The sequence below is a fragment of the Agromyces sp. NPDC055520 genome (assembly GCF_053619715.1).
Window position 1 is genome coordinate 1 of sequence record NZ_JBSHJY010000026.1, and the last position, 26,929, is coordinate 26,929.

Here is a 26,929-nt window from a genome sequence, read left to right on the forward strand (position 1 = left end):
GCATCCGTCACCCGCCCTTCGCCGTCTCGGCGAGTCGACTCGCTAGCCTCCCGCGGCCGGCGGGTTGACGAGCACATCGTCGACGGTCGCCTTCTCCTCATCGGTGCGCTGGTCCCATGAGGGTTTGCGAGCCGCGTAGAAGATGAGCGGCGGCACGCCGAGCGCGAGCACGACCACCCCGACGAGCACCGGATACACCCACCCGGGGGCACCGGAGCCGAAGCCCTCCGGCGGGATGAAGCCCAGGACGAAGGCCGCGAAGCACGCGAGGAACCCGATGGTCGCGATCACGTACATGCCGGGTACCCGGTAGCTGCGCACGACGTGGGGCTGCTTCGCGGGACGGTCCCGCGATCCACGTGACGACCGAGGCGAAGGCGCCGAGCGCGATGAGCAGCGAGAGCACCGGCGTCAACCACTCGACGCCGAAGGCTTCGAAATACGCCTGGAAGGCCAGGTTGATGCCCGTCGTGAGCCCGAGCTTGTCAGACGGCACGACGAGCCCGATCGCGATCGTCGGCACGATGAAGATGCCGAGGATCAGGATCGACGCGATGAGCACCGTCTTCGGGTACTGCTTGCCCGGGTTCTTCAGGTCGTTCGCGTGCACGGCGTTGACCTCCATGCCGGCGTACGCGAGCACGTTCGACACGATGAGCACGATCGAGGCGAGCCCGGTGAACGGCGGGATGATCGAGGCCGCCGTGAGCGGGATCTGGCTGGTCTGGCCGGTGGAGACCCAGATGATGCCGAAGACGATCAGCAGCAGGCCCGGGAAGATCGTGCCGGCCAGGCCGCTCCAGGAGCCGACCTTCGCGAAGAGATTGCCGCCCTTCAGCGTGATGTACGTCGAGAACCAGTACAGCACCAGGATGACGATCGCGGTGTAGAGGCCGGAGTTCGCGAGATTCGGATCGAGGAACACGAAGGCGAGCGAGGCCGCGATGAACGCGATCTGCGTGGGGTACCAGACCACGTTCTGCACCCACTGCAACCAGATCGCCTGGAATCCCCACTTGCCGCCGAACGCCTCGCGCACCCAGGTGAAGACGCCGCCCTTCCAGCCCGTCGCCAGTTCTGCCGGCGACGAGCGCCGTCGGAACGAGGAAGAAGATCGCCGGGATGATGAAGAGCGTGATCGATCCGAGTCCGTATCCGGCCATCGCCGGCAGGCTCCGCAGCGACGCGACCGCCACGACGGTCAGGATCGCGAGCTGGGTGAGCGACATGAATTTCTGCGCGGTCGTGCCCGGCGACCCGATCGCCGGCCCCTTGCGATCGGTCATGCCTCACCTCAGTGCGTGAAGGAGGACACTTGGCCCTCTGCCGGCATCGGCGCTTCGAGGGCGTCGAGGTATTCGACGGCATCCTGGATGTCGAGCATGAGCGACTCGGCGAGGTTTCGGCTCAGGCCGTTGCGCACCACGATGCGCTGCACGACGAGGTCGGAGATGTCATCGGGCATCGGATAGGCGGGGATGAGCCAGCCTTTCAGCCGTAGGCGCTCCGACAGGTGGTAGAGGTTCCACTTGTCGGTGTGGCCCTTCTTCAGCTGCCAGGCGAAGACGGGGATGTCGGTGCCGTCGTTCCAGAGCTCGAACGCGTCCATCTTCGCGATCTCGCCCGACAGGTACACCGCGACATCCTGCGAGGCCTGCTGCACCTTGCGGTAGCCGTCCCAACCGAGTCGGAGGAACAGGTAGTACTGCAGCAGCACCTGCGCGCCCGGGCGCGAGAAGTTCAGCGCGAACGTCGGCATGTGGCCGCCGAGGTAGGTGACGTCGAAGACGAGATCCTCCGGCAGGTCGGCGACCGTGCGCCACACGACCCACCCGAGCCCAGGGAAGACGAGACCGTACTTGTGCGCCGAGGTGCTGATCGAGACGACCCGCTCGACGCGGAAGTCCCACTCGAGGTCGGGCTGGAGGAACGGGGCGATCATGCCTCCGGACGCCCCGTCGACGTGGATCTTCACGTCGAGCCCCGTGTCCGCCTGGATCTTGTCGAGCGCCGCCGCGATCTGCTTCACCGGCTCGTACATGCCGGTGTAGGTCACGCCCATGATCGCGACGACGCCGATCGTGTTCTCGTCGACGTACGTGTCGAGGTCGTGGCCGTCGAGCACCTTGTGCTCGTCGCTGATGGGCACGTAGCGCGCCTCCACGTCCCAGTAGTTGCAGAATTTCTCCCAGCACACCTGCACCGCGCTCGAGAGGATGAGATTCGGCTTCTCGGTCGACTTGCCCTGGGCGCGCCGCGCCACCTGCCAGCGCCGCTTGAGGGCCAGCCCGCCGAGCATGCATGCCTCGGAGGAGCCGATGGTGGAGGTGCCGATGGCGCCCTCCGCGCTCGGCGCGTTCCAGAGATCGGCGATCATCTTCCAGCACCGCGTCTCGATGGCCGCCGTCTGCGGATACTCGTCCTTGTCGATCATGTTCTTGTCGGCCGACTCGGAGTAGAGCTTCGACGCGAAGGGGTCCATCCATGTGCTCACGAACGTCGCCAGGTTCAGGCGCGCGTTGCCGTCGAGCATGGCCTCGTCGTGGACGATCTGGTAGGCGGTCTCGGGCAGCGACTCCCCACGGGGGATCTTGTCGGTCGGGAAGTCGGTCGCCTCACCCGCCCGCGCGAAGATGGGGTTCAGCTGGTTGCTGCCCCCGCTGCCGGCGAAGGCGTGTCGCGAACGATCCGGTGTGATCGGAGCGTTGCTGCCGCTGCCTGAATGGGATCGTGGCTTCTGATCGGTCATGTGCTTCCCCCGTGCTCGGCTTCTCGTGCATGGCGTTCCGTCTGCACGTACCGGGTGCGTCGGTTGGAAGCTGGTGGGTACCGGCCCCCCAGAGACGTCCCAAGGCCCGAGTGTGTACCTGACGGGAAGGTGCGTCAATAGTTCAGATCGCGTGAAAACGAGGTGCGGGTTGACGGGCGCGGCCCCAGGTTGCAGCCTCGAACCATGAGTGTCCAGCCAGCCGTGCCAGGCAGCCGCCGACCGCTCCGCCTCCGCCGTGAGGCCTGGGGGTTCGCGATCGGCTCGCTCTGCTTCATGGCGGGGGCGCTGCCCTGGTACGCGGACTGGGTCGGACCGGTGCTGGTCGGCGTGACGTTCTTCGTCGGCTCCCTGTTCTTCACCGGGGCCGGGTTCATCCAGCTCAGCCTCAGCGGCCGGCGGCCGCCGCGGGAGCACACGAACCTGGCGGATCGTGCCGACTGGTGGTCGGCCGCCGTGCAGTTCGCCGGAACCCTCGCGTTCAACGTCAGCACGGGCGTCGCGCTCGCCGCAGCCATCGCCCGACCCGAGGCGACCGGCGCCGGCTGGCGACCGGACGCCATCGGCTCGATCGCGTTCCTCGTCTCCAGCGTCCTCGCGGTGGTCGCAACCCGGCACCGACTCGCGCTCTGGGACGCGCACGCGAGAACCTGGCACGGCACCTGGCTTGGCATGATCGGCTCGATCGCATTCGCCGCGTCGGCGGTCGGCGCCTACGTGTCGCCCGAAACCGGAGACCTCGTGAGTCAGTTCTGGGCGAACTTCGGCACGCTCAGCGGCGCACTCTGCTTCTTCTTCGCCGCGGTGCTGTCGCGCCGACCCCTCGAGCGGCACGAAGGGGTGATCGGGCCGGTCTTCGGCGAGTGATGGGCGGCCACGAGGCATCCGATCGCTCGCAGCCATGACGCACGACGCTCAGCGCTCGGTTCGGCCGCCCGCCCCCGGTCTGGTAAGCTGGCTCGTTGGCTGGGCACTTCCACTGCCCATGCCGCGACAATCCCCTTGACGTCACGCGAGAGATCGCGGGTCTTCTGCATGGGGAAGGTCAGCAGACAAGAGACCTTGGGAGGGGCATCCGCCCCTCGGTATTGGAGGAAACCAATGGCAGCAGTGTGCCAGGTGACTGGAGCCGTTCCCGGCTTCGGGCACAACATCTCGCACTCGCACCGCCGGACGAAGCGCCGCTTCGACCCGAACGTGCAGAAGAAGACCTATTTCGTTCCGTCGCTTCGTCGTAACATCACCATCAACGTGTCCGCCAAGGGCATCAAGGTGATCGACGCTCGTGGCATCGAAGCAGTGGTGAAAGACATGCAGGCACGTGGGGTGAAGCTCTAATGGCGAAGGCGCAAGACATTCGGCCGATCATCAAGCTTCGGTCGACGGCAGGCACCGGGTACACCTACGTGACCCGCAAGAACCGCCGCAACAACCCCGACCGCCTCGTGCTCAAGAAGTACGACCCTGTAGTGCGCAAGCACGTCGACTTCCGAGAGGAGCGCTAAGACATGGCGAAGAAGAGCAAGATCGCGCGCAACGAGCAGCGCAAGGTGATCGTCGAGCGGTACGCCGCGAAGCGCCTCGAACTGAAGAAGGCGCTCGTCGACCCCAACGGCACCGACGAGAGCCGTGAGGCCGCTCGCAAGGGCCTGCAGAAGCTTCCCCGCAACGCGTCGCCGGTTCGCGTGCGCTCGCGTGACGCCATCGACGGCCGCCCCCGTGGCGTGCTCACGAAGTTCGGTGTCTCGCGTGTCCGCTTCCGCGACATGGCGCACCGTGGCGAGATGCCCGGCATCACCAAGTCGAGCTGGTAAGCAGCAGCGAGGCTTCACGCTTCTGAAAGGGGTGTCCCGGGTTTCCCGGGGCGCCCCTTTCGCGTGCCTCGTGCGTGCCCCGCATGCACCACGCATTGCACCCCCGTATGCCCCCTCGCGTGCGCCGAGAGCGAACTCCGGCGCGACACGCCGGGGCGAAGGTGCCGGAAACCGCCCGAAATCCGCGAGATTCCGCGGAACTCTGTTACATTCGAGGCGGCCTGATCGGCCATGGGGGCGGTTGAACGATCGTTCCCGAGAACTCACACATGCTGTACCGAACAGCGAAGGTCCGAGGAGGACATTCAATGGCTGACAAGTCGCTCAACAAGACCGAGCTCGTCGCGAAGGTCGCTGCGTCGACCGGACAGAGCCAGGCCACCGTCGACGCCGTTCTCGGCGGCCTCTTCGAGGCGCTCGCCGAGTCCGTGGGCTCGGGCACCAAGGTCTCCATCCCGGGCTGGCTCGCCGTCGAGCGCACGCACCGTGCTGCGCGCACGGGCCGCAACCCGCAGACCGGCGCCGAGATCCAGATCCCGGCCGGTTACTCGGTCAAGGTCTCGGCCGGCTCGAAGCTCAAGGCTGCTGCGAAGTAACTGCGACTTCCCGAAGGGGCGTGCGGCGTGAGCCGTGCGCCCCTTCGTCGTTCGAGGAGGGAGCGCACAGCCGCGGCGTCTAGGCTGGTTCGGTGCCCCGCTCCGTGCGAGTGCTCGGCCCCGCCGCACTCATCGCCGTCGCCCTCGCCGCGACGTTCATCGGCCTCGCCTACGGCGGGGGAGCGGCCGAGCAGCTGATCCAGGACCCGGGCCCTGTCGCCCGATACGGCGTGCCGATCGCGAAGCTCTTCGTCAATCTCGGCGCGGCCGGCATGATCGGCGCCCTCGTGCTCGCGGTCTGGGCGCTCAGCCCGAAGCGACGCGAGTTCGATCTGGCGCTCGATGTCGCCGCGGCATCCGCCGCCGTCATGACCGTCGCGAGCGGCGCGACGGGTCTGCTCACCTTTCTGCTCGTCACGGGCGTGCCGTTCGACCTGAGCGATGCGTTCGGGCAGAAGCTCGGCCAGTTCGTCACGGCCATCGAGCTCGGGCAGGCGTGGCTCATCACGATGCTCGCCTCCGCCGCGGTCACCGTGCTGTGCTTCGCGGTGCGAAATCACACGGCGCTCGTCTTCGTGACCGTGCTCGCGGTCGCCTCGCTCGTACCGCTCGCCCAGCAGGGCCATGCCGCGGGCGCCGCGGGGCACGCCGCCGCCGTCACCGGGCTTGGCCTGCACCTCGTCTTCGCGGCCGTGTGGATCGGCGGGCTGATCACGATCGTGCTGCTGAAGGGCGAGCTCACCGCGAAGCGGTTGCCCGTCGTGCTGGCGCGGTACTCGACGGTCGCGCTCATCTGCTTCATCGTCGTGGCGCTCTCGGGCTACGCGAGCGCCGCGCTGCGCATCGGCGACTGGAGCCAGCTGCTCACGCCCTACGGCGGGCTCGTCGTGGCGAAGGTCGCCGCGCTCATCGCGCTCGGACTGTTCGGCGCCTCGCAGCGCCGCTTCCTGATCGGCCGGATGTCGCGGGGCGACGGGTCCCGCAACGGCTCGTTCTGGTGGCTCGTGGTGGCCGAACTCGCGTTCATGGGGCTCGCCTCGGGTGTCGCCGCGGCGCTCGCCCGCACGGCCACCCCGGTGTCCGAGGAGCAGGCCGGCTCGCTCGCCCGCACCCCGGCCGAGATCCTCACGGGCGACCCCCTGCCCCCGTGGCCCGAGTGGACCCACTACTTCACCGAGTGGAAGCCCGACCTCATCTGGCTGCTCGCGTGCGGTTTCGGCATCTTCTTCTACCTCGCCGGGGTGCACCGGTTGCGGAAGCGCGGCGATCGTTGGCCCGTGTACCGCACGGTGCTCTGGGTCTGCGGCCTGCTGCTGCTCGCCTACATCACCAACGGCGGCGTGAACGTCTACGAGCAGTACCTGTTCTCGGCGCACATGCTCGCGCACATGGTGCTCACGATGGCGGTGCCGGTGCTGCTCGTGCCGGGCGCCCCGGTGACGCTCGCGGCACGCGCCATCCGTGCCCGAAAAGACGGCAGCCGCGGCGGTCGCGAGTGGATCCTGCTCGCCGTGCACTCGAGGTTCGCCGGGTTCATCGCGAACCCGATCGTCGCCGCGCTGCTCTTCGTCGGCTCGCTCTGGGTCTTCTACTACTCGCCGCTCTTCCGCTGGACGATGCTCGACCACATCGGGCACGAGTGGATGATCGTGCACTTCCTCATCACGGGCTACCTGTTTGTGCAGTCGCTCATCGGCATCGACCCGGTGCCGTACCGCCTGCCGTACCCGTTCCGGCTGCTCCTGCTGCTCGGCACGATGGCGTTCCACGCGTTCTTCGGCCTGACGATCATGTCGAGCACGAGCCTGCTGCTCGCCGACTGGTACGGCGCGATGGGCTGGGGCACCGACGCGCTCATCGACCAGCAGCTCGGCGGCGGCATCGCGTGGTCGATCGGCGAGATCCCGACGGTGGCACTCGCGATCACGGTCGCGGTGCAGTGGGCGCGCAGCGACGAGAAGGAGTCGAAGCGGCGCGACCGGCACGCCGACCGCACGGGCGACGCCGAACTCGAGGCCTACAACGCCCGGCTCGCCGCGATCGCCGAGCACGACGCGTAGCCGCCGTGATCGCCCGCGCTACTTGAGCTGGATGGCGATGTTGCCGTCGGGCTTGATCGTCGCCGAGAGCGCGAGCGTGAAGGTGCGGTCTTCTTCGAGGGTGTAGTGGTGGCCGTCGAAGAGCGACTGCACGTCGACCGAGATGTGGGCGACGCCCTCGGTCGGCGGCATGTCGAACGACGTCTCGCCGGGCGTGAGGGTCACCTGCGGCATGCTGAGGATGCTCCAGACCGGGTCGCTGACCACACGGTCGTCGATCTCGATGCCGAAGGGGCACTCCGCCGGCTGCAGCACGGTCTGCGCGGCGCAGTCGGTGAGGAACTTGTCGACCTGCACCTGCACGCGGTCGACGAACGCGGCGGTCGGCTGCGCGTCGACGGTGACCGCCGCGCGAGCAGAGGCGTCGGCCTGCAGGGCGACGGGCACGGCCTCGAGCAGGGTCGAGGTGTACGAGAACTCGTAGACCGCCGGCGCGATCGCGATGTACGGGGTGACCTGGGTGAAGGCGGCGAGTTCGTCGCCCGTCTTCGTCGCGCGGGCGTCGAGGGTGAGCGAACCCACGGTGAACGTGGGGTTGTGCGCGGCGGTGACGTCGATGACCGCGAGCGGGCTCACGGCGAACTCCCACCGGTTGAGCACGCCGTAGAGCGGCTCGATCGGCCGAACGACGAACGAGGACTCGACGATCGCGTCGGCGAGCCGGTAACTGGCGGTGACGGTGTGCGAGCCGTCGGGGTGCGGCTCGTCGCTCATGATGCGCACGTCTTCAGGGCCCGAGTCGACGACGCCGGTGCGCAGCATCGCGGTCGAGACGTTCGCGGGCAGGCCGAGCGCCGCGAGGTCGGCTTCGTCGAGCGCGACACCGGGGGTGGTGGATGCCTCGGCGATGTCGTCGTTCGCGATGGCGGTGAGGTAGCGCTCGACGAAGCTCGACGAGCCGTAGATCGTCAGGTTCAGCGCGCCGAGGGCGGCGAAGAAGGCGCCGACGAGCACCACGGCGAGCCCGACCCATCCGGCCACGAACAACGGCGAAACCCGCTTGCCGCGTACCCCCGAGCTGCTCACCCGCACAAGTGTACGATGCCCGCGACCGGCGAGCCGGAGGTCGGCGGCGGGGGAGGGATATCCCCAGGCCCCATCGACCGTTGCGGTGAGCCGGTTACAGTGGGATCGCCGTTCGGCGCCCGCCCCGCGGCATCCGCTCACCGATTCGAAAGCGACCCAGTGCAGAACGTGACCCTCAGCCGCGAACAGGCCGCGGTGTTCCAGGCGATCGAGGGCACGCGAGAGCATGTCTTCGTCACGGGTCGAGCGGGCACCGGCAAGTCGACCCTGCTGAACCACCTCAACTGGAACACGCAGAAGCAGATCGTGATCTGCGCGCCGACGGGCGTCGCCGCGCTGAACGTCGGCGGGCAGACGATCCACTCGCTGTTCCGGCTGCCGATCGGGGTCATCGCCGACCACGTGATCGAGCAGAACGACACGGTGCGCAAGATCTTGAACGCGATGGACACGCTCGTGATCGACGAGGTGTCGATGGTCAACGCCGATCTCATGGACGCGATGGACCGCTCGTTGCGGCAGGCCAGGCAGCGCCCGCTCGAGCCGTTCGGCGGCGCGCAGGTGGTGCTGTTCGGCGATCCGTACCAACTCGCACCCGTGCCGGGCGACGCCGACGAGCGCGCCTACTTCGCCGACACGTACGAGTCGATGTGGTTCTTCGATGCGAAGGTGTGGCGCGAGGCGGGGCTGCGCATCTTCGAGCTCGGCGAGATCCACCGCCAGCACGACGACGAGTTCAAGCACATGCTGAACGCCGTGCGGCATGGCATGGTCACGGCCGAGATCGCGGGCGTGCTCAACAGCGTCGGCGCTCGTCGGCCGCTGCCCGAGCAGGGTGCGATCACGCTCGCGACCCGCAACGACACGGTCAACCGCATCAACCGCACGCAGCTGCACCGGCTGCCGGGGCAGTCGCAGGCCAACGAGGCCGAGGTGAACGGCGATTTCGGGGGCCGGGCCTTTCCCGCCGACGAGAACCTCGAGCTGAAGATCGGCGCGCAGGTGATGTTCCTGCGCAACGACACCGCGATCGGCCCCGACGGCCAGCGCTGGGTGAACGGCACGATCGGCACGGTCACCTCCCTCGATCGCGCCGTGCGCGTCGACGTCGACGGCGAAGAGCACGAGGTCGAGCAGGTCACATGGGAGAAGTACAAGTACACCTGGGACCCGACGCGCAAGAAGCTCGAGAAGCAGATCGTCGCCGAGTTCACGCAGTTCCCGTTGAAACTGGCGTGGGCGGTTACGATCCACAAGTCGCAGGGCGCGAGCTACGACACGGCCATCGTCGACCTCGGCCAGCGGGTGTTCAGCCCCGGCCAGACCTACGTCGCGCTGAGCCGGCTGACCTCGCTCGAGGGGCTCTACCTCGAGCGGCCGCTGCGACCGAGCGACATCATCGTCGACCGCAACGTCGAACGCTTCATGTCGGGGGCCGACCGCGAGATCGGCGCACCGCAGAACGCGCCGCAGGATGCGACGCAGGATGCGACGCAGAGCGCGCCGCGGGGCTGACGCGGGCCCGGCCCTCTCGACAGGTTACAATTTCACCGGACACACGGCTGAGGGGAGCACGGTGGCTGGCACGACCAAGGTCACACGGCAGCGCGGCATCCTCGCCGCCGCGCTCGTCGGCGTACTCGCGCTCGCGGGCTGCACCGGCGGCGGCGTCGACCCGCTGGCCGCGCTCGATCCCGTTCACACGGCCCTGGGCGACGAGCTCTCCGGCCAGTTGGAGGCGGTGCTCGACCAGGCCGTGACCCTGAGCGGTTCGAGCGGCGGCATCGCCGGCGTCTGGGCGCCGTGGGCGGGGGAGTGGATCGGGGCGTCGGGCGTCACCGGGTTCGGCGAGAAGCCGGCGCGGGTCACCGCCGACACCGAGTTCCGTCTGGGTCCGATCACGACCGAGGTGACGTGCACCGTGCTGCTGCGTCTCGTCGATGAGGGCAAGGTGCAGCTCGACGACGAGGTCGCCTCGTACGTCGACTGGGTGCCGGGTATCGACGGCATCACGCTCGGCCAGCTCTGCGCGCACACCTCGGGCATCGCCGACTACTACCCCGGCCTGCGCCCGCATTTCGTCTCGAACCCCGAGCGCGTGTGGCCGCCCAACGAACTCGTGTCGGGTGGCCTCGCGATGGCCCGCACCGCGGCGCCCGGCGAGCAGTGGTCGTACTCGCGCACCGGTGTGCTGCTGCTGTCGATGGCCCTCGAGCGCCGCACCGGCCGCTCGTGGAACGACCTCGCAGAGCAGTACGTCTTCGCCCCCCTCGGCCTCGAGCACACCTCGCTGCCGGCGCCGGATGACACGAAGCTCTCCGGCGGCCTGGGCGCGTACTCCGCCGCGATCGCGCAAGACGGCACGGCCGATTGCGCCGTGATGCGAGACGACACCTCGCAGTCGAGCTCGATCGGCGGGGCTGCGGCCGGTGCGGTGTCGAGTCTCGACGACGCGCGCCGGCTCAGCGTGGCCTTCGCGACCGGCGCCCTGCTGAAAGAGGCGACCGCTCGCACCCAGTGGACCACGATCGCGCCCGGCGGAGACGCTCCGGCCTGGCAGAGCTGGGGCCTCGGTGGCGCCGAGTTCGGCCCGATGCGCGGTCTCGCCGGGGAGTCCACCGGGTCGTTGACGGCGGCCTTCACCGACCCGAAGAGCGGACTCACGGTGGTCGTCGCGCTCAACAACTCCACGTCGGGCGGCGACTTCGCTCGCGAGACGGCCTTCGCGCTCGCGTCGCTCGCGTCGAAGGCGAAGGCGGCGGCCGAGCACGAGCAGCCGATGGTCGAGCTGCCGTGGTCGTTCGAGCAGGCGACGACGAAGATGGCCGAGCTGGCGAAGTGCCCGACTCCCGATCCCGCGGCCGCACCTGCACCCGAGGCCGAACCGACTCCCGAGGGGGAGCCCGCAACCGAGGGCTGAGGCCCGGCCGCGGCATCCGCTCGGCTGATCGGTTCGATCCCGACAGGTGAGGATCTTTCGTGACAGCACTAGGCTTGCCCTCGTTCGCATTCCGATGACGAACGAGGGAGTTGAGCCGTATGTGCCGTTGGCTTGCCTACGCGGGAGAACCGCTCCAAGCATCACTCGTGATCCTCGACGCACAGCATTCGCTCGTCGCGCAGTCGCTCGATTCGCCGCTCGGCGCCGAGACCGTCAACGGCGACGGCTTCGGCTTCGGCTGGTATCCCGTCGGGTCGACCGAGGGCAGCCTGCCGTCGATCTTCCACAGCGTCGAACCGGCCTGGAACGACGAGAACCTGCGCGAGATCACCGACGCGGTCGAGAGCCCGCTGTTCTTCAGCCACGTGCGCGCCGCCGCCGGTCCGCCGATCCAGCGCACGAACTGCCATCCGTTCCGCTACCTGAACTGGTTGTTCATGCACAACGGGGCGATCCACGGCTTCCGTGAGATGAAGCGCGACCTCACCCTCGCCGTCGACCCCGAGCTGTACCCGTACATCCTCGGCACGACCGACTCCGAGGTGCTGTTCCACCTCGCGCTCACCTTCGGCCTGCGGGACGACCCGGTCGCGGGCATGACTCGTGCCGTGCAGTTCGTCGAGGAGACCGGCCGCAGGCATGACATCGAGTACCCGATGCAGGGCACGGTCGCGCTCGCCGACGGCGCGACGATCTGGGCCTTCCGGTACTCGTCGCGGGGGCGGTCGCGTTCGCTGTTCCACTCCGTCGACATCCCCACGCTGCAAGAGATGTATCCGGATGTCCCGCGGTTGCAGCTCTTCGGCGAGCGGGCGCGGGTCGTGGTCTCCGAACCGCTGAACAACCTGCCGGGTGCCTTCGTCGAGGTGCCCGAGTCCTCCGTCGCGATCCTCGGGCGAGACGGCTACCGGTACGAGCCGTTCATGGCCGGCGCAGTGCCGGCCTGACCGCGACGTTCGAACGCCGACGGCAGAGCGGGGGGCTCGGATGAAGAAGTGGTCGGTCGTCGCGATCCTCGGTGCGGCGCAGTTCGTGATGGTGCTCGACGGCACCGTCATGAACGTGTCGATCTCGACGGTCGTCGCAGACCTCGACACGACGGTCACCGCGATGCAGGCGGCGATCACGTTCTACACCCTCACGATGGCGTCACTCATGCTGCTCGGGGCGAAGCTCGGCGACGTGTGGGGGCGGCGCCGCGCGTTCGTGATCGGTTCGTGCATCTACGCCCTCGGGTCGCTCATGACCGCGCTGAGCCCCAACGTGCTGGTGCTCTTCCTCGGCTGGTCGGTCATCGAGGGCGTCGGCGCCGTGCTCGTGATCCCGGCGGTCGCGGCGCTCATCGCCGACAACTACGAGGGCAACGACCGCATCACGGCGTTCGCGGTCATCGGCGCGGTGTCGGGCGCCGCGGTCGCCGCCGGGCCGCTCATCGGCGGGTTCCTCACGACCTACGCGAGTTGGCGTTACGTGTTCGTCGGCGAGGTCGTCATCATGTTCTTCGTCGTGCTGTTCACGCGCGTCATCCACGATCGCACTGCACGGCAGGCCGTGCGCATCGACATCTGGAGCGTGCTGCTCTCGGCAGTCGGGCTCGTGTTCGTCGTGCTCGGCATGCTGCAGAGCAAGACCTGGGGCTGGATCACGCCGCTGCACTCGCCCGAGATCGGCGGCGTCGAGATCGCGCCGCTCGGCATCTCGCTCTGCGCGTGGCTGATCGTCGCGGGCGCCGGGTTGCTCGCGCTCTTCGTGCGCCGTCAACGTCATCTCTCCGCCGCCGGCCGCCAGCCGCTCGTCGACGTCGCGCTGTTCGGCATCACCCGGCTGCGCAGCGGACTCACGGTGCTCGGCGCGCAGTACGCGATCACGGCCGGCCTCTTCTTCATGGTGCCCGTGTACCTGCAGATGACGCTCGGCCTCGACGCGCTCGAGACGGGCCTCAAGATCTTCCCGCTGTCGATCTCGCTCATCCTGTTCTCGATCGTCGGCACGCGCCTGTCGCGGCTGTGGTCGCCCCGGCGCATCGTGCGCGTCGGACAGGTCGCGCTCGTGCTGAGCTCGATCCTGCTGCTCGCCTCGGTCGACCTCGAACTGCAGAGCTTCGCCTTCGGCCTCGGCATGTTCGTCGCCGGCGCGGCTCTCGGTCTGCTCGCCTCGCAGCTCGGCAACGTCAACATGTCGAGCGTCGGCGAGGCGCAGACGAGCGAGGTCGGGGGCCTGCAGGGCGTGTTCCAGAACCTCGGCTCCTCACTCGGCACCGCACTCATCGGTTCGGTGCTGATCGGCGCGCTCGCGTCGAGCTTCGCCCTCGGCGTCTCGTCGAGCGAGCTCTCGGCAGAGACGAAGGCGCTCGTCGTCGAGCAGACCGAGTCCGGTGTCGCGATCCTGCCGGCGGCCGACGTCGCCGGCATCGCCGAAGAGGCGGGGCTCGACACGGCCGAGAGCGCAGAGCTCACCCGCATCTACGCCGAATCGCAGATCTCGTCGCTGCACACGGCGTTCTTCGCGCTCACCGTGATCGCCTTCTTCGCGCTCTTCTTCTCGCGGGGCATCCCCACCGAGGTCATGGGGCGAGCAACGAAGCGAATGGATGCCCCGCGGGCGATGTGAGCCCGACGGCGACTCGAACAACCGGGGGAACGATGAACATGCAGCACGGGGCATCCATAACCGGAACGACGGGGCGAGCCGACCCGCCCGGCGCGAGCACGCTGCCCGACCCGACCGATTTCGCGGCGCGGGCCGAGTGGGGGCGCGCGGCGCGCCGCCGCTCGCCGCGGGCCGCGCACGCCGACTGGGCACCGGCGGCCGACCGACCCGACCCGATCGAGCTGCTCGAGGAGCAGGCGCAGAGCCGCGTGCCCGAACTCGTGCCGATCCGCCATGCGCGCATGATGGTCTCACCGTTCACGTTCTACCGCGGTGCGGCCCTGATCATGGCGGCCGATCTCGCGCGCACGGCGGGCTCGGGCATCACGGTGCAGATCTGCGGCGACGCGCACCTGTCGAACTTCGGGGTCTTCGGTACGCCCGAGCGCAAGCTCGCCTTCGACATCAACGATTTCGACGAGACGCTGCCCGGTCCGTGGGAGTGGGACCTCAAGCGGCTCGCGGCGAGCTTCGAGATCGCCGGCAGGCACCGCGGGTTCACCGAACCCGAGCGGCGAGCGGCGACGGTCGAGGCGGTGCGGGGCTATCGCGAGCGGACGCATCGGGCCGCCGAGTCCCGGGTGCTCGAGGCCTGGTACGACCGGCTCGACGCCGAGACGCTCACCGAGTGGGTGCAGGCGGAGCGGCAGGCCGGCCATGCCGACAAGGAGCAGGTGAAGCGCACCGAGGCGATCATCGCGAAAGCGAGAACCCGCGACAGCATGAAGGCGTTCTCGAAGCTCGTGCGCGTCGTCGACGGGCGGCTCCGCATCGCCGGGGATCCACCGCTCATCGTGCCGGTCGAAGACCTCCCGCCCGTCGGCCGCACGCACGCGGACGACGAGGAGGCCATGCGCGAACTGCTGCGCGCCTACCGCACGACGTTGCCGCTCGCGCGGCACCCGCTCGACGAGTTCACCTACGTGCACATGGCGCGCAAGGTCGTCGGCGTCGGCAGCGTCGGCACCCGTGCCTGGATCGTGCTGCTCCGTGGCCGCGACGACGAGGATCCGCTGCTGCTGCAGGCCAAGGAGGCGCAGGCGTCGGTGCTCGAGCGCTTCATCGCGCCGAGCGTGTACGACCACCACGGCGAGCGGGTCGTGCGGGGGCAGCGGATCATGCAGGCCGCGAGCGACCTGTTCCTCGGGTGGCAGCGGGTGCGGGGCGGCGACGGCGTCGAGCGCGACTTCTACCTTCGACAGCTGCACGACTGGAAGGGCGCGTTCGAGGTCGAGACCAGTGTGCCGTCGGGCGCGAAGCTCTACGCGCGGATCTGCGGCGAGACCCTCGCGCGAGCGCACGCCCGTTCGGGCGACCGCGTCGCCATCGCCGGCTACCTCGGCGACAGCGACCGCTTCGATCAGGCGATCGCCGACTTCGCGGTGGCGTACGCCGACCAGAACGAGCGCGATCACCGCGCCTTCGTCGCCGCGGTGGAGTCGGGGCGGCTCGAGGCGGCGCGCGAGGTGTGAGCGGCTCGCCTCTTCGCTCTGTCGTGCGGGCCGGGGCTGCGCTAGGTTGACGACATGAGCTTCCTCAACAGCATCTGGGACTGGTTCTGGTTCTGCTTCTGGATGTTCGCCTACGTCGCGTACCTGCTCGCCATCGTGTACGTGCTGATCGACCTCTTCCGCGATCGCTCGTTGGGCGGAGGATGGAAGGCGCTCTGGGTCGTCCTGCTCGTCTTCGTGCCGTTCCTCACCGTGCTCGTGTACCTGATCGTTCGGGGCAAGGGCATGGCCGAGCGCTCGGCCCGCAAGCAGGTCGAGTACCAGGAGTACTCCCCGGAGGAGATCCGGTCGATCTCGTTCGCGAGCCCGTCGGAGGAGATTGCGAAGGCGCAGTCGCTGCGCGAGCAGGGCGTCATCAGCGACGGCGAGTTCGAGGCGATCAAGAGCAAGGCGCTCGGCGGCACGTTCTGAGTCGGTTTCAGCCGAGCGGTTCGATCAGGGTCGGGTCGGCGGGGTCGACGGCGCGCGAATTGTTGACCCGGCGGTCGACCTCGTAGTTCGTGATCGTGGCGGCGACGCGCTCGGACTCGGCGGTCATGAGCGCGAGCATGTCGGCCTTGCCCGCTTCGTCGAGCTTCACCGGTGCGAGGTAGTCGTTCCAGGCGTCGCGGTCGAGGAACACGGGCATGCGGTCGTGCACCTCGCCCGAGGCATCCCGAGCCTCTCGCGTGATGATCGACGTCGAGACCTGCCAGTCGTCGCCGACCTTTCGCACCGTGTAGATGCCGGCGGCGGCCAGCAGCGGCTCGTCGCCGTGCAGGAACCAGGCCTGCTTGCTGCCGGGCTCGCCCGTCCACTCGTAGTAGCCGCGCATCGGCACGAGGCAGCGGGATGAAGCGAACGCGCCCTTCCACAGTCCGTTGGTCGCGACGGTCTCGATGCGCGTGTTGAACTGGGGGCGCTTCGACTCCTTCATGAACGAGGGGTGGAAGTTCCACACTGCAGGGTCGACCGAACGCCGCACCTCGCCCGTCTCGTTGTTCTTGCGCTCGCGCACGATCGGCACGACCTCGGTCGGCGCGATCGAGAACTGGGGCCGCCAGTCGCGGTAGTCGCCTCCCTCGGCGACGAACTCCTGGATCAGCTCGTCGATCTTGGCGTCGTTCGCGAATCGTCCGCACATGCTTCCAGTCTGCACCCGGCCGCCGACACCGGCCAGCCGATGCTGGTCGGTGAACGGCGCCGCCGACCCGGGGCCGAGGGGCCGCCGAAGGGGCCGCCGGGCCGGCGAAGGGGTCTCACCGGCCCGGCCATCGATGACCTGCGCGGGTAGGGTCGCGGTCGCATCGATGGCGCTCGCGAAGGCGAGCGCGTCATTCAGGGACGAAGAGCGGCTCGCCCCCTCCTTCTCTTCATCCGACCAACACGCTCGGTGGAGAGGAGGCTGCGAACCCGAATCGCAGTCGCCGCCGAACGTGGTGGTGCGTCGAGGCTACCATCCGAACCACCCCCATTGTGGGGGTGGGCGCGCGGGTGGAATCTTCAGCGCAGTTGCGCGAAGGCTTCGGCGCTGGCCGTCGGGCCGACGACGAGGACGGTGTCGCCGGCGTGCAGGACCGTGGTGTTGTCGGCGTTCCGCCAGGCCTCGTCGGCGTGCTGGTAGGCGGCGATGGTGATGCCGTGGCTGGCGCGGATTCCGGTGTCGCCCAGGTGCTTGCCGTGCAGAAGCGAGGGTGCGGCGGTCTTGACGAGCGCGTAGCCCGGCGCCACTTCGATGTAGTCGAGCGCAGCGCCGCGAACGAGGTGGGCAACACGCCGCCCCATGTCCTTCTCCGGGTAGATCACGTGGTGCACGCCGAGCTGCTCGAGGATGAGGCCGTGGCGGTCGTCGACCGCCTTCGCCCAGATGACGGGGATCTTCATGCTCAGCAGCACCGAGCAGGTGAGGATCGAAGCGGACACGTCGCCGCCGATGGCGACGACGACACGGTCGAACTCGTCGATCGCGAGCTGGCGGAGCGCCTCCTCCCTGGTGGAGTCCGCGCGCACCACCTGCGTGAGTTGTCCGTTCATGGTTTGAACAAGATCTTCTTCGAGATCGATGCCGAGCACGTCGGTGCCGCCGGCCATGAGCTCGATGGCGAGGGCGCTGCCGAAGCGGCCGAGGCCGATGACGGCGACGGAGTCGGCCTCGGCGATGCGGCGCGAGGTGTCGCCGCCGAAGAACGGGAACTTAACCAATGGCGGGCCTTTCCTTGGGGAATTCGTAGAGTACGCGCCGTTCGCGCAACGCGATGGCGCTGCCGAGCGTGAGCGGGCCGAGCCGTCCGAGGAACATGAGCAGTACCAGTACCACCTTCGCCGCGTCAGGGAGGTCCGCGGTGATGCCGGTCGACAAGCCGACCGTGCCGAATGCGGAGACGGCTTCGAAGAGCACCCGGTCGAGGTCGAGACCGGTCAGCAACAGCAGGATGGCGGTGCCGGTGACGACCGCGCCGACGGCGATGAGCACGACGGTGATGGCCTGCCGATGCACCGCGCGCGAGAGTCGCTTGCCGAAGATGTTGACCGAGCCTTCGCCGCGGAGCTCGGTCAGCATGATGAAGTAGAGCACCGCGAACGTGGTCACCTTGATGCCGCCCGCGGTGCCGGCCGGCCCGCCGCCGATGAACATCAGCACGTCCATGCCGAGCCAGCTCGCGTCGTGCATCCCGCCGATGTCGATGGAATTGAACCCGGCGGTGCGGGTCTGCACGGACTGGAAGAACCCCGCGAGCACGCGAGCACCAGGGTCGAGAGCACCGAGTGTGTCGGGGTTGTTCCACTCGATGAGCGTGATGTAGGCCGTGCCTGCGACGAGCAGCACCGCGGTGCCCCACAGAACGAGCTTCGTGTTCATCGACCAGTGCAGCGGTCGGGTGAACTCTTTGCGCAGCTGCATGATGACCGGGAAACCGAGCCCGCCGAGGATGATCGACACCGAGATCGGGAGGCAGATGAACGGGTCGGCGACGAATCCCATGAGGTTGTCGGTGTAGAGGGCGAAGCCGGCGTTGTTGAACGAGGACACCGCGAGGAATCCGGCATGCCAGGCCGCCTCGCCGAGGCCGTACCCGTAGCCGACCATGAATCGCACGCCGAGGAGCACGAAGACGCCGAGTTCGATGAACACGGTGATCTTCAGGATGCCGCGGACCAGGCCACGGACGTCGGCGAAGCCGACCGCCTTCGCCTCAGCGGCAGTGTTGAGCCGCGAGCGGACCGACAGCTTGCGGGCGAGGATGAGGCCGATGAGTGAGGCGAAGATCATGATGCCGAGTCCGCCGAGTTGGATCAGCAGCATGATGACCACCTGCCCGAACGGAGTCCAGTAGGTCGGTGTGTCGACAACGGTCAGTCCGGTGACGCAGACCGCCGACGTCGCTGTGAACAGTGCGTCGACGAAGGAGGCGCCGCCGGGGCCGGCCTTCGAGATCGGCAGCATGAGCAGCGCGGTGCCGACCAGCACAGCAACAGCGAAACCCGCGACGACCGTCTGGGCCGGATGCAGCCGGATCGGCACGAGTCGGCGCCGTTGCCGTCTCGCGGTTGCGGCTGCGCGAATGGTCACCGGGAAACTGTAGCCCGTGCAAGGGCGGAGCGCAGGGGGCGGCGCCATTTCATCTGCTGTGTACAGCGAAGTTCCGGAGCGGATCACATATGGAGCCGATGACGGGAATCGAACCCGCGCTATCTGCTTGGGAAGCAGAAGTTCTGCCATTGAACTACATCGGCACGAAGCATCCGCCGGCCTGAAAATCTGGCTGCAGAGGCATCGTCAGTCATCCTAGCAAGTGCGTTGCTACGCTGGCAGCGTGCTGCTCTCAGATCGTGACATCCGGGCCGAACTCGACGCGAACCGCATCGGACTCGACCCGTACGAACCGGGCATGATGCAGCCCTCGTCGATCGATGTGCGTCTCGATCGGTACTTCCGGCTGTTCGACAACCACAAGTACCCCTTCATCGACCCGGCCGAAGACCAGCCCGAGCTCACCCACCTCATCGAGGTGCGGCCCGACGAGGCGTTCATCCTGCACCCGGGCGAGTTCGTGCTCGCCTCGACCTACGAGGCCGTGACCCTGCCCGACGACGTCGCCGCGCGCCTTGAGGGCAAGAGCTCGCTCGGTCGCCTGGGCCTGCTCACGCACTCGACGGCCGGGTTCATCGACCCGGGCTTCACCGGCCACGTCACGCTCGAACTCTCGAACGTCGCGACACTGCCGATCAAGCTCTGGCCGGGCATGAAGATCGGGCAGATGTGCTTCTTCCGCCTGTCGTCGCCGAGCGAGCGGCCCTACGGGTCTGCTGAGTACAGCTCGCGGTACCAGGGGCAGCGTGGGCCGACGGCGTCGCGCTCATTTCAGAGCTTTCACCGCACGGATGTCGGGGGTACTGACGCGGGGGCTGTGGGGGACTGAGGTCTCAAACCGCCGGTGGACCGGTGGTTTTCTTGTTTCAGCGGGTCATGCGCACGTGTCTGAACCTTCCAGATAATGGTCACTAATCAGGCCACTAACTCATATAATGGGTAAGACGCTTACCATTACCTCGGGAGATCCTCATGGCTTCCAACCTTCCCGCCGTGATCCTCAGGTCCGCCCGCGAGATCGGCCAGGACTTCGCCGGCTGGCGCAAGATTCTGGGGCTCACCGCCGCGCAGGTCGCAGACCGGGCCGACGTCACTCGAGGCACCCTTCGCAAGCTCGAGCATGGTGATCCGAGTGTGAGCTTCCATGTGGTGCTGCGCGTGGCGCGCGCCCTCGGCATTCTCGACACGCTCACGGCAGCGCTGGATCCACTCGACACCGACCTCGGCCGAGCCCGAGCGGGCCAGCTCGAGCGGAAGCGCGTCCGATGACGCGCTACGGCGCGCTCGAAGTCCATGTCGAACTCGACGGCGCAACAGCGCTGGTCGGCCGCGCGCAATTCCATCGCAGCCGCGGCAACCTCACCTCCACGACCTTTCAGTACGACCCGGCATACCTCGAGCACACGAGGGCCTATCAGCTCGATCCCGCATTCCCCCTCGTCTCCGGCACCCAGCAGACGCCCGGTCTCCCGGGTGCGTTCGCGGACTCAGCGCCGGACCGTTGGGGTCGCAACCTCATCAAGAAGCGCGAGCGCACCCTCGCCCGCCATGAGTCGCGGAGACCACGCGATTTCGACGACGCGGACTACCTGGCCGGCGTCAGCGACATCACCCGCCAAGGCGCGCTCAGATATCGGTCCGGTGAAGACCCGACAGCCCCGTTCCTCGACCCGGGCCACGGTGTGCCGCGGATGGTCCGACTGCCCGAGCTCATGCGGGCGGCGGATGCGGCAGCAAGTGACAATGACGATGACTTCGAGGCGGTGAAGCTACTTCTCGCCGCAGGGACCGGCTCGCTCGGCGGAGCCAGGCCGAAGGCCGCGGTGCTCGATGAGAACGATCGTCAACTGATCGCGAAGTTCCCGCACCTCGAGGACGCTTGGGACGTCATGGCCTGGGAGGCGACGGCGCTCGATCTCGCGGCCGCTGCCGGTGTTCGGGTCGCGCGCCATCGTCTCGTACGAGTCGATAGCCGACATGTGCTGCTACTCGAGCGGTTCGACCGCGACGACAACGACCACCGCATCGGCTATGCCAGCGCGATGACGATGCTCGAGCATCGCGACGGCGAACATGCCGACTACGTCGACATCGCCGATGGTCTCGCAGAGATCAGTGCTCGAGCGACGGATGACGCGCACGAACTCTTTCGGAGGGTCGCGGTCAGCGTCGGGCTGAACAACACCGACGACCACCTCCGTAACCACGGCTTCCTCCGCGCTCGAGGAGGTTGGACGTTGAGCCCGGCCTTCGATGTGAACCCGAACCCCGACCCAGAGCTGCGCCAGACCACGATCGCCGGCGCCGACCTGCCCGTCGACGAAGGAGACGGGCTGATCGAACTCGCCCGCGCGTGTCGGTTACCCCCGGTCGAGGCACGGGCCGTACTCGCCGAGGTAGCTGACGCGCTCGCCGCATGGCGCGAGGTCGCGACCGGGAACGACGTGCCGCAGTCGCAACTCGGGCGCTTCGGGGACTCGTTCACCGCCGGGCTCCGCACTCTCCGCGAAGCCTGAGGTCCGCTGCTCAGCGAGAACGGCCACTGTGCGGCTGCCGAAGGAGTACGTCGCCGAGCACACCCACTTGGCGTACGCGTCGACTGCCTACGGGATGCAGGGCGCAACTGTATGCGAGTCCAACACGATCCTCGGCGATGCAATGGATGCGGCGGGCGTCTATGTGGGCATGACCCGCGGACGAAACTCCAACCGCCTGCAGGTTGTCGCGGCTGACCGGGATGACGCGCGGGAGCAGTTCGTATTCGCACTGGAACGCGATCACGCCGATCGCGGACTCGCGAACCCGGCGGCCGCTCCGCGAGAGTCCGTGCGCGGCCTCGCGGCCGGCACGGACAAGCGACGTCGCGAAGCTCGCCTGCCGGACGGGACCCGTTTCGGTCGGAACTTCACAACTGGGAGCACGCCGGAAGTCGGCCTGCGCCGACGAGGTGCATCTCCGTGCTGACTAGCACGCGGTAGATGGCGTCTTCCTACACAGTTCGATACTCTGACGCTGATCGCCGCTCGCGCGCGGTAGATGCGCGGCTGGGTCGGGAAATGGATGCCTAGCGGGCGACCGCACTCCTGCGGCTCATGACGCGAACGACGACCATGAAGATCGCGATCGCGATCGCCGTCGCGGAGAGCGTCCAGAAGTACGCGGTCTCGTTCTCGCCCGGGCGGTAGAGTTCGCCGATCATGCCCGCACCCGCGGTACCGATCGCGACCGCGAGGTAGTGGAGTGAGAGCGTCTGCGCTTGGAAGCTCTTGGGCGCGATCGAGGTGGCCATCGACATGCCCGCGGGCGAGACGACCATGTCCGACGCACCGAAGATGAACACGACGGTCGCGAGCACGATGAGTGGAGTGAGCGAAGACGAGCCGGATGCCGCGGCAAGCAGCCCGAGGCCGATCGCGCAGAACGCGAACGCGCCGGCGTACTTGCTACTCAGAGCCGGCTGGCGCTCACCGAGGCGACCCCAGATGGTTGCGAGGATGGGCGCGACGACGATCGTGCAGAGTGGCGCGATGCCGAGGATCGTCGAGGGCGGGAGCTCGATGCCGAAGACGAAGCGGTCGGTGTTCTCCTCGGAGTAGATCGCGACCGTCGTGTAGAGCTGCTGGTAGAGGGCGCAGAAGATGAGCGTCGCGACGAAGAAGGGCAGGTAGCGGCGGATGCCGGCGCGTTCCTCGTGGCTCACGCGGTCGCTCACGAAGAAGCGCGTGAAGAAGACGAGCGCGAGGATGACGCTCGGCACGAGCACGATGAGCGCGGGGTTGACGCCGACGACGGTGGCACCCACGAGCGCGAGCACGATCGCCATGACGATCGCGACGACGAGGGTGGTCGATCGGGCGGCGCTCCCGCTCGGCGCCGGCGCGATCGCGGCGATGCCTTTGCGGAACGGACGGTATATGGCGAGGCCGATGAGCAGCGCGACGGCCGTGATGCCGAAGCCGATGCGGAACCCGACCGTCGACTGGAAGACGCCCGAAAGGGTGATGCCGAGCAGCGCGCCCGTCGCGGTCGCGAGGTAATAGACGGTGAACGCCGCATCCCGCTTCGGTTCCTCGTCGGCGACCGCGGCGTCGACGAGCGTCCCCTCACTCACCCACATCGCGGCCGTGCCGAACGCGATGCCCACGAGTCCCGCGATGAGTCCCGGTGCGCCCGGGATCAACGCGAGGAGCACGTAGCCCACGAAGGCGACGACTGCTCCGAGCCGGAGCGTGCGCTCGGCGCCGAGGAGACGGTCGGCGACCCAGCCCGTGAAGACCGTCGCGAGGAAGACGCTGCCGCCGTACGCCGACGACACCGCGATCGCGAGGCTCGTCGGCAGCCCGAGCCCCCCGTCGCCGACCGCGAAGTACACGTAGAACACGAGGACTGTCTGGGTGCCCCAGAAGGCGAAGCTCTCGAAGACCCCGATGATCGAGACGGGCCACACCTTGACGGGCAGGCCGAGGATCGTCCGGTGCGGCTGCTGCGGGGCTTCGACACCTGTGTCGGTCACGGCCATGGTCACTCCAATGTGATGGGGATGCTGTCGGGACAACTCAAGTAGAGCCGATGAGTCAACTCTCTGAACACACGTCGTAAGATTGAAGCCTCCGTTCGAACGTTTGGCTAGCTGACATGTTTGATGCCCTGCAGGAGACGATCGATCGCCTCTCGATCGCCCTCACGCGATCTGTCGTGCTCGACGACGCCGCCTTCCACCTTCTTGCATCCAGCCCGCACTTCGGCGACGTCGATCCCGCGCGACTCAGGACGCTGGTCGATCGCGAGCCGGACGCCCGCCAGCGTGAGCACCTCGGCGCCCTCCGACTCAACACGCGCCACGCGCCGACCATGGTCGAGCCGCACGTGGAGTCGGGCTTCGTGAACCCGCGCATATGCGTGCCGATCCGTTCCCGCGTCGAGGTGCTCGGCTACCTGTGGGTCACGGTCACCGGGCCCCTGCTTCCTCCCGACTGCTACGCGATCGCCGACGCCGTCGAGACCCTCGAGCACATGTTGCACAACATGTTCGAGTCGATCAGCTCGGTCAACGACGAGATCCAGTCGCAGACCATCATGCTCCTCGCCGACGATCAGCCGACGCGCGAGTCGGCGGCTCTCGAGCTCAAGGACCTCGGTATGTTCAACCGATCGAACTGGTTCGTCGCGCTCGTCCTCAATCTCCCCGTGCAGTGGACGGCATGGTCCGGCCCATCGCCGCGGCGCACGATCTTCGAAGCGCTCTGGCGGGCGATGGCCGCGCCCACGATCGACTCCTACGCGTTCGCGCCGTCCACGCCCGACACCATCATCATCGTCGGCTACCGCAACCGCCCGCCGCGGGACTCGCTCGACACGATCTGCGGCAACATCGTGCGTGAGCTCAAAGACCCAGGACTCGCGGATGCCGCGAGGGTGGGCGTCGGCAGTGCAGTATCCGCCCTCGCTGACGTGTGGCGCTCCTTCGACCAGGCGAGCGTCGCGGCCGGCCTTGCCCGGCGTACGGGACACGCCGCGATCCACTGGGCGGATGCCGCAATGCCGGCCGCCATCAGCGCCATGCTCTCGACTCCCCCGCCCCACCTACTGCCACCGCTGTTCGCGGCTCTCGAGGCAGCTCCCGCCGACGTGCTCGAGCTGCTCGAGACGTATTTCGACGCCGGCGGGAGCGTCGCCGAGATCTCGGCGCGGCTCAACGTGCATCGCGGCACCGTCTACTACCGGCTCCGCGGACTCGCCGACACCTACGGCATCGACCTCGACGACGGCGACACGCGCTTCGCCCTCAACGCCTGGATCCAGCTCCGTCGTCGCGGGTGAGCCAGACGAGCAGCTCGCGCTCCTCGGGGCGTAGCCAGTGGCCGGCATCCGGCGCGATCGACAGTCGCGCGCCGCGGATGACTGCCTGGTAGGCGACACCGTGCGAGAGCGGCACGAGCACGTCGGCCGCGCCGTATGCGAGCAAGGTCGGCACCGCGATCGACGCGAGATCGAACCCCCACGGGCGCTTGAAGATCGCCAGGTCGTCGTTCACCCAGCCCTCAACTCCCGCGGTCGTCCACTCCTCGTGCTCGACCGCCTCCTCGTGCTGCACGGCCGCGTCGCCCAGGATCGCGCGATCGCGCGCCGGGAGCTGCGACATCCACGCGCTCAGATCGCCCTCACCGCGACCGAGCCGATCGATGAAGGCGCGCAGCTCCGCCTCGCCGCCCGACGCAGCGTCGATCTCCTCGACGGTCGCGGCGAGCATGCCCGCCCTCGAGTCGAACCCCGGCTCCTGCGCGGGGCCGATGCCGACGCAGACGCAGAGCCGCGTGACGCGATCGGGAGCGAGCGCGGCGGTCGCGGCCGCGAACGGTCCCCCGCCCGACGTGCCCATCGTTGCAAACATGTCGACGCCGAACGCGTCGGCCGCGCGCCGCGCCCACTCGACGCCGTCGGCGATGGCGTACCCGGCTCGCGCGGTCGAGCCGCCGTAGCCCGGGCGGTCGTAGCTGATGACCCGGATGCCGAGCTCGCCCGGCGCATCCCAGCCGCCGGGGATCGCCGCTCCCGTGCTCGGCGTGCCATGGTGGAACACGACCGCGGGCGCGTCATCCGGCCCCCATTGGCGTACGCGGAGCGACCCGCCGTGTCCGTCGGCGACGAAGCGCTCGGCGGTCCACGGTACGGTCGACCGCGCCGCGCCGCTCACGCGACCTCCAGCACGGTCCGTGGCAGTGAGGAGAGGAAGCGTGGGCCCGTCTCCTCGAACACGATCGTGTCGACGAGCACGACGGTGCTCCACGTCTCGTAGGTCATGACCATCCCGGCCTCGATGACAGCATCGTTCTCAGAGCCGATCGTCCACGCGAACTCGCCCACCCAGTCGGCGGGTGCGACCGTGACGCCGAGCTCGTAGCCGGAGCCAGCGGGCTCGAGGCCTGCACGACGATAGTGCTCGCGGAGCTTGTCCTGAACGTTCCGCCAGGGGGTGCCGGGCACCGCGTGTTCGGCGAAGACCTCGAACGACTCGGCCTGCACGGCTGCGTTCGCGATGTCCTCCGCGGGCGCCGCGCCGAAGACGAGGGGTCGCGTCGCGCGAGCGTGGTATCCGTCGTACGCCGCCGCGGCATCCGGGTGGAAGAGGTAGCTCGCGCCGAGCGGCGTGCGGCCGCTCAAGCGGTGCAGCCCCGAGAGGGATGTGCCGGTCGCGACGGTCTCGTGCAGGGCCGCGGGCTCGCCGCCCGCGGCGACCATGCCCGACGTGTAGAGCGCCCACGCCTCGAGCTCGGTCATCTCGCGCGTCGCACCCGTCTGCAGGGCGAGGATGCCTGCGTCGCACGCCCGCTGTGCGCGCTCGATCTTCTCGACCTCGGCCGCCGACTTCTTGGCGCGCGCGGAGCGGAACGGGATCGTTGTGTCGACGACGGGGCAGCCGATGCTCTCGAGCATGCCCTCGACGACGTCGGCGACCGCGGGGCTCGGGATGCACGACCAGCGCTCGATGCCGACGGTCGCGCCTTGCCACCCCTCGCGGCGGAACTCGTGCTCGAGGAAGGCGACGTACTCGGCCAGCGTCACCTCCTCTTCGAAGGATGAGGGGAGGGGACGGATCTCGGGCACGACCGAGTTCGCAGCGACGACGTCGAGGTGGTAGCCCGCCTCGATCATGAAGTAGACGTCCTCGTTCGCGTGCACGATCGTGCACTGCGCAGGCGGCATCGAGGTCGAGGTGTGCTGCCGGTACCAGCGCGCACGGTAGCCGTGCAGCCACGCCATCGTGTCTGGGGCCGTGATGATGGCGACGTCGACGCCCGCAACGCACATGGACTCGCGCAGCACACCGAGCCGGCGGTCGTATTCGGCGGCGTCGAACGCGAGCTCGACGGGGGAACCGATGGAGTTCTCACGGGTCGGCTCGGCGAGCGATGGATGCGTCATGAGTGTCGCTTTCGTCGGAGTCAGCGCCCATT

At 68.3% G+C, this 26,929-nt stretch carries 27 protein-coding genes and 1 tRNA gene; 18 read left to right on the top strand and 10 right to left on the bottom strand.

The window, feature by feature from the left end; translation table 11 throughout:
* Window positions 1–97: 97 nt before the first annotated feature.
* Entirely contained in the window at window positions 98–1,039 is a 942-nt protein-coding gene (locus tag ACWGST_RS11390) for an amino acid permease (RefSeq protein ID WP_452046783.1), read from the bottom strand.
* Window positions 1,040–1,134: 95 nt separating this feature from the next.
* Here ACWGST_RS11390 and ACWGST_RS11395 point away from each other — a divergent pair, with 95 nt between their 5' ends.
* Window positions 1,135–1,305 (top strand): hypothetical protein, encoded by a 171-nt coding sequence (locus ACWGST_RS11395; protein WP_452046784.1) that lies wholly within the window; start codon window positions 1,135–1,137, stop codon window positions 1,303–1,305.
* On the opposite strand, the gene ACWGST_RS11400 is transcribed toward ACWGST_RS11395, so the two are convergent.
* Entirely contained in the window at window positions 1,295–2,749 is a 1,455-nt protein-coding gene (locus tag ACWGST_RS11400; protein ID WP_452046785.1) for a glutamate decarboxylase, read from the bottom strand. The two genes, ACWGST_RS11395 and ACWGST_RS11400, sit on opposite strands and share 11 nt — an antisense overlap.
* 204 nt (window positions 2,750–2,953) lie before the next feature.
* Here ACWGST_RS11400 and ACWGST_RS11405 point away from each other — a divergent pair, with 204 nt between their 5' ends.
* The 6 genes from ACWGST_RS11405 to ACWGST_RS11430 all read left to right on the top strand — a co-directional run bounded on the left by ACWGST_RS11405 (window position 2,954) and on the right by ACWGST_RS11430 (window position 7,237).
* Window positions 2,954–3,634, top strand: a complete 681-nt coding sequence (locus tag ACWGST_RS11405; RefSeq protein ID WP_452046786.1) for a hypothetical protein — start codon at window positions 2,954–2,956, stop codon at window positions 3,632–3,634.
* A 234-nt stretch (window positions 3,635–3,868) separates the two neighbouring features.
* The gene (rpmB, locus tag ACWGST_RS11410) at window positions 3,869–4,105 is read left to right on the top strand and encodes a 50S ribosomal protein L28 (RefSeq protein WP_056007296.1); all 237 of its coding nucleotides are present in this window, start codon (window positions 3,869–3,871) and stop codon (window positions 4,103–4,105) included.
* The gene (rpmG, locus tag ACWGST_RS11415; protein ID WP_022892462.1) at window positions 4,105–4,272 is read left to right on the top strand and encodes a 50S ribosomal protein L33; all 168 of its coding nucleotides are present in this window, start codon (window positions 4,105–4,107) and stop codon (window positions 4,270–4,272) included. Before rpmB ends, rpmG begins: the two co-directional genes overlap by 1 nt.
* A 3-nt stretch (window positions 4,273–4,275) precedes the next feature.
* A complete protein-coding gene (gene rpsN, locus ACWGST_RS11420) occupies window positions 4,276–4,581 on the top strand; it encodes a 30S ribosomal protein S14 (protein WP_452046787.1) in 306 nt (101 codons plus the stop codon).
* Between the two features lie 308 nt (window positions 4,582–4,889).
* A complete protein-coding gene (locus tag ACWGST_RS11425; RefSeq protein WP_056007305.1) occupies window positions 4,890–5,177 on the top strand; it encodes an HU family DNA-binding protein in 288 nt (95 codons plus the stop codon).
* A 92-nt stretch (window positions 5,178–5,269) separates the two neighbouring features.
* A complete protein-coding gene (locus tag ACWGST_RS11430; RefSeq protein WP_452046788.1) occupies window positions 5,270–7,237 on the top strand; it encodes a cytochrome c oxidase assembly protein in 1,968 nt (655 codons plus the stop codon).
* Between the two features lie 18 nt (window positions 7,238–7,255).
* Here ACWGST_RS11430 and ACWGST_RS11435 read toward each other — a convergent pair whose 3' ends face one another.
* Window positions 7,256–8,302, bottom strand: a complete 1,047-nt coding sequence (locus ACWGST_RS11435) for a hypothetical protein (RefSeq protein ID WP_452046789.1) — start codon at window positions 8,300–8,302, stop codon at window positions 7,256–7,258.
* Between the two features lie 159 nt (window positions 8,303–8,461).
* Between ACWGST_RS11435 and ACWGST_RS11440 the strand changes: the two genes are divergently transcribed.
* The 6 genes from ACWGST_RS11440 to ACWGST_RS11465 all read left to right on the top strand — a co-directional run bounded on the left by ACWGST_RS11440 (window position 8,462) and on the right by ACWGST_RS11465 (window position 15,814).
* Window positions 8,462–9,817, top strand: a complete 1,356-nt coding sequence (locus ACWGST_RS11440) for an ATP-dependent DNA helicase (protein WP_452046790.1) — start codon at window positions 8,462–8,464, stop codon at window positions 9,815–9,817.
* A 61-nt stretch (window positions 9,818–9,878) separates the two neighbouring features.
* Window positions 9,879–11,222 carry a serine hydrolase domain-containing protein gene (locus tag ACWGST_RS11445; RefSeq protein WP_452046791.1) on the top strand — a complete coding sequence of 448 codons (1,344 nt, stop codon included), beginning with the start codon at window positions 9,879–9,881 and terminating at the stop codon, window positions 11,220–11,222.
* A gap of 119 nt (window positions 11,223–11,341) precedes the next feature.
* Window positions 11,342–12,190: a class II glutamine amidotransferase gene (locus ACWGST_RS11450; RefSeq protein WP_452046792.1), complete on the top strand. Its 849-nt coding sequence runs from the start codon at window positions 11,342–11,344 to the stop codon at window positions 12,188–12,190.
* Between the two features lie 40 nt (window positions 12,191–12,230).
* Window positions 12,231–13,853 (top strand): MFS transporter, encoded by a 1,623-nt coding sequence (locus ACWGST_RS11455; RefSeq protein ID WP_452046793.1) that lies wholly within the window; start codon window positions 12,231–12,233, stop codon window positions 13,851–13,853.
* A gap of 32 nt (window positions 13,854–13,885) precedes the next feature.
* On the top strand, window positions 13,886–15,364 hold the full coding sequence (locus ACWGST_RS11460; RefSeq protein ID WP_452046794.1) for a DUF2252 domain-containing protein: 1,479 nt from the start codon (window positions 13,886–13,888) through the stop codon (window positions 15,362–15,364).
* A 54-nt stretch (window positions 15,365–15,418) separates the two neighbouring features.
* Entirely contained in the window at window positions 15,419–15,814 is a 396-nt protein-coding gene (locus ACWGST_RS11465; protein ID WP_452046795.1) for an SHOCT domain-containing protein, read from the top strand.
* A gap of 7 nt (window positions 15,815–15,821) precedes the next feature.
* On the opposite strand, the gene ACWGST_RS11470 is transcribed toward ACWGST_RS11465, so the two are convergent.
* From ACWGST_RS11470 to ACWGST_RS11485, 4 genes are all read right to left on the bottom strand, one after another.
* On the bottom strand, window positions 15,822–16,526 hold the full coding sequence (locus tag ACWGST_RS11470; protein ID WP_452046796.1) for an SOS response-associated peptidase: 705 nt from the start codon (window positions 16,524–16,526) through the stop codon (window positions 15,822–15,824).
* Window positions 16,527–16,885: 359 nt separating this feature from the next.
* Complete coding sequence (locus tag ACWGST_RS11475; protein ID WP_452046797.1) at window positions 16,886–17,584, bottom strand: potassium channel family protein; 699 nt, start codon at window positions 17,582–17,584, stop codon at window positions 16,886–16,888.
* A complete protein-coding gene (locus tag ACWGST_RS11480) occupies window positions 17,577–18,947 on the bottom strand; it encodes a TrkH family potassium uptake protein (protein WP_452046824.1) in 1,371 nt (456 codons plus the stop codon). Before ACWGST_RS11480 ends, ACWGST_RS11475 begins: the two co-directional genes overlap by 8 nt.
* A gap of 96 nt (window positions 18,948–19,043) precedes the next feature.
* Window positions 19,044–19,117, bottom strand: a tRNA-Gly gene (locus tag ACWGST_RS11485).
* An 80-nt stretch (window positions 19,118–19,197) separates the two neighbouring features.
* Here ACWGST_RS11485 and dcd point away from each other — a divergent pair.
* From dcd to ACWGST_RS11505, 4 genes are all read left to right on the top strand, one after another.
* Window positions 19,198–19,803 (top strand): dCTP deaminase, encoded by a 606-nt coding sequence (gene dcd, locus ACWGST_RS11490; protein ID WP_452046798.1) that lies wholly within the window; start codon window positions 19,198–19,200, stop codon window positions 19,801–19,803.
* A 143-nt stretch (window positions 19,804–19,946) separates the two neighbouring features.
* A complete protein-coding gene (locus ACWGST_RS11495) occupies window positions 19,947–20,243 on the top strand; it encodes a helix-turn-helix domain-containing protein (protein ID WP_452046799.1) in 297 nt (98 codons plus the stop codon).
* Window positions 20,240–21,490, top strand: a complete 1,251-nt coding sequence (locus ACWGST_RS11500) for a type II toxin-antitoxin system HipA family toxin (protein ID WP_452046800.1) — start codon at window positions 20,240–20,242, stop codon at window positions 21,488–21,490. The genes ACWGST_RS11495 and ACWGST_RS11500 overlap by 4 nt, the downstream gene beginning before the upstream one ends.
* Before the next feature lie 28 nt (window positions 21,491–21,518).
* A complete protein-coding gene (locus ACWGST_RS11505; protein WP_452046801.1) occupies window positions 21,519–21,938 on the top strand; it encodes a hypothetical protein in 420 nt (139 codons plus the stop codon).
* Window positions 21,939–22,038: 100 nt separating this feature from the next.
* On the opposite strand, the gene ACWGST_RS11510 is transcribed toward ACWGST_RS11505, so the two are convergent.
* Window positions 22,039–23,487: a peptide MFS transporter gene (locus ACWGST_RS11510; protein ID WP_452046802.1), complete on the bottom strand. Its 1,449-nt coding sequence runs from the start codon at window positions 23,485–23,487 to the stop codon at window positions 22,039–22,041.
* A gap of 122 nt (window positions 23,488–23,609) precedes the next feature.
* Between ACWGST_RS11510 and ACWGST_RS11515 the strand changes: the two genes are divergently transcribed.
* Complete coding sequence (locus tag ACWGST_RS11515) at window positions 23,610–24,794, top strand: PucR family transcriptional regulator (protein ID WP_452046803.1); 1,185 nt, start codon at window positions 23,610–23,612, stop codon at window positions 24,792–24,794.
* Here the strand turns inward: ACWGST_RS11515 and ACWGST_RS11520 are convergent.
* Together ACWGST_RS11520 and ACWGST_RS11525 are read right to left on the bottom strand one after the other, a co-directional pair.
* Entirely contained in the window at window positions 24,760–25,668 is a 909-nt protein-coding gene (locus ACWGST_RS11520; RefSeq protein ID WP_452046804.1) for an alpha/beta fold hydrolase, read from the bottom strand. The two genes, ACWGST_RS11515 and ACWGST_RS11520, sit on opposite strands and share 35 nt — an antisense overlap.
* Window positions 25,665–26,897, bottom strand: coding sequence for a M24 family metallopeptidase (locus tag ACWGST_RS11525; RefSeq protein ID WP_452046805.1), 1,233 nt, complete (start codon window positions 26,895–26,897; stop codon window positions 25,665–25,667). The genes ACWGST_RS11520 and ACWGST_RS11525 overlap by 4 nt, the downstream gene beginning before the upstream one ends.
* Window positions 26,898–26,929 lie beyond the last annotated feature (32 nt).

Bases quoted from the DNA above. Each gene is read 5' to 3' on its own strand.
- ACWGST_RS11400 (WP_452046785.1), bottom strand. From the start codon at position 2,749: ATGACCGATCAGAAGCCACGATCCCATTCAGGCAGCGGCAGCAACGCT.
- ACWGST_RS11405 (WP_452046786.1), top strand. From the start codon at position 2,954: ATGAGTGTCCAGCCAGCCGTGCCAGGCAGCCGCCGACCGCTCCGCCTC.
- rpmB (WP_056007296.1), top strand. From the start codon at position 3,869: ATGGCAGCAGTGTGCCAGGTGACTGGAGCCGTTCCCGGCTTCGGGCAC.
- rpmG (WP_022892462.1), top strand. From the start codon at position 4,105: ATGGCGAAGGCGCAAGACATTCGGCCGATCATCAAGCTTCGGTCGACG.
- rpsN (WP_452046787.1), top strand. From the start codon at position 4,276: ATGGCGAAGAAGAGCAAGATCGCGCGCAACGAGCAGCGCAAGGTGATC.
- ACWGST_RS11425 (WP_056007305.1), top strand. From the start codon at position 4,890: ATGGCTGACAAGTCGCTCAACAAGACCGAGCTCGTCGCGAAGGTCGCT.
- ACWGST_RS11450 (WP_452046792.1), top strand. From the start codon at position 11,342: ATGTGCCGTTGGCTTGCCTACGCGGGAGAACCGCTCCAAGCATCACTC.
- ACWGST_RS11455 (WP_452046793.1), top strand. From the start codon at position 12,231: ATGAAGAAGTGGTCGGTCGTCGCGATCCTCGGTGCGGCGCAGTTCGTG.
- ACWGST_RS11460 (WP_452046794.1), top strand. From the start codon at position 13,886: ATGAACATGCAGCACGGGGCATCCATAACCGGAACGACGGGGCGAGCC.
- ACWGST_RS11465 (WP_452046795.1), top strand. From the start codon at position 15,419: ATGAGCTTCCTCAACAGCATCTGGGACTGGTTCTGGTTCTGCTTCTGG.
- ACWGST_RS11470 (WP_452046796.1), bottom strand. From the start codon at position 16,526: ATGTGCGGACGATTCGCGAACGACGCCAAGATCGACGAGCTGATCCAG.
- ACWGST_RS11495 (WP_452046799.1), top strand. From the start codon at position 19,947: ATGGCTTCCAACCTTCCCGCCGTGATCCTCAGGTCCGCCCGCGAGATC.
- ACWGST_RS11500 (WP_452046800.1), top strand. From the start codon at position 20,240: ATGACGCGCTACGGCGCGCTCGAAGTCCATGTCGAACTCGACGGCGCA.
- ACWGST_RS11515 (WP_452046803.1), top strand. From the start codon at position 23,610: ATGTTTGATGCCCTGCAGGAGACGATCGATCGCCTCTCGATCGCCCTC.
- ACWGST_RS11525 (WP_452046805.1), bottom strand. From the start codon at position 26,897: ATGACGCATCCATCGCTCGCCGAGCCGACCCGTGAGAACTCCATCGGT.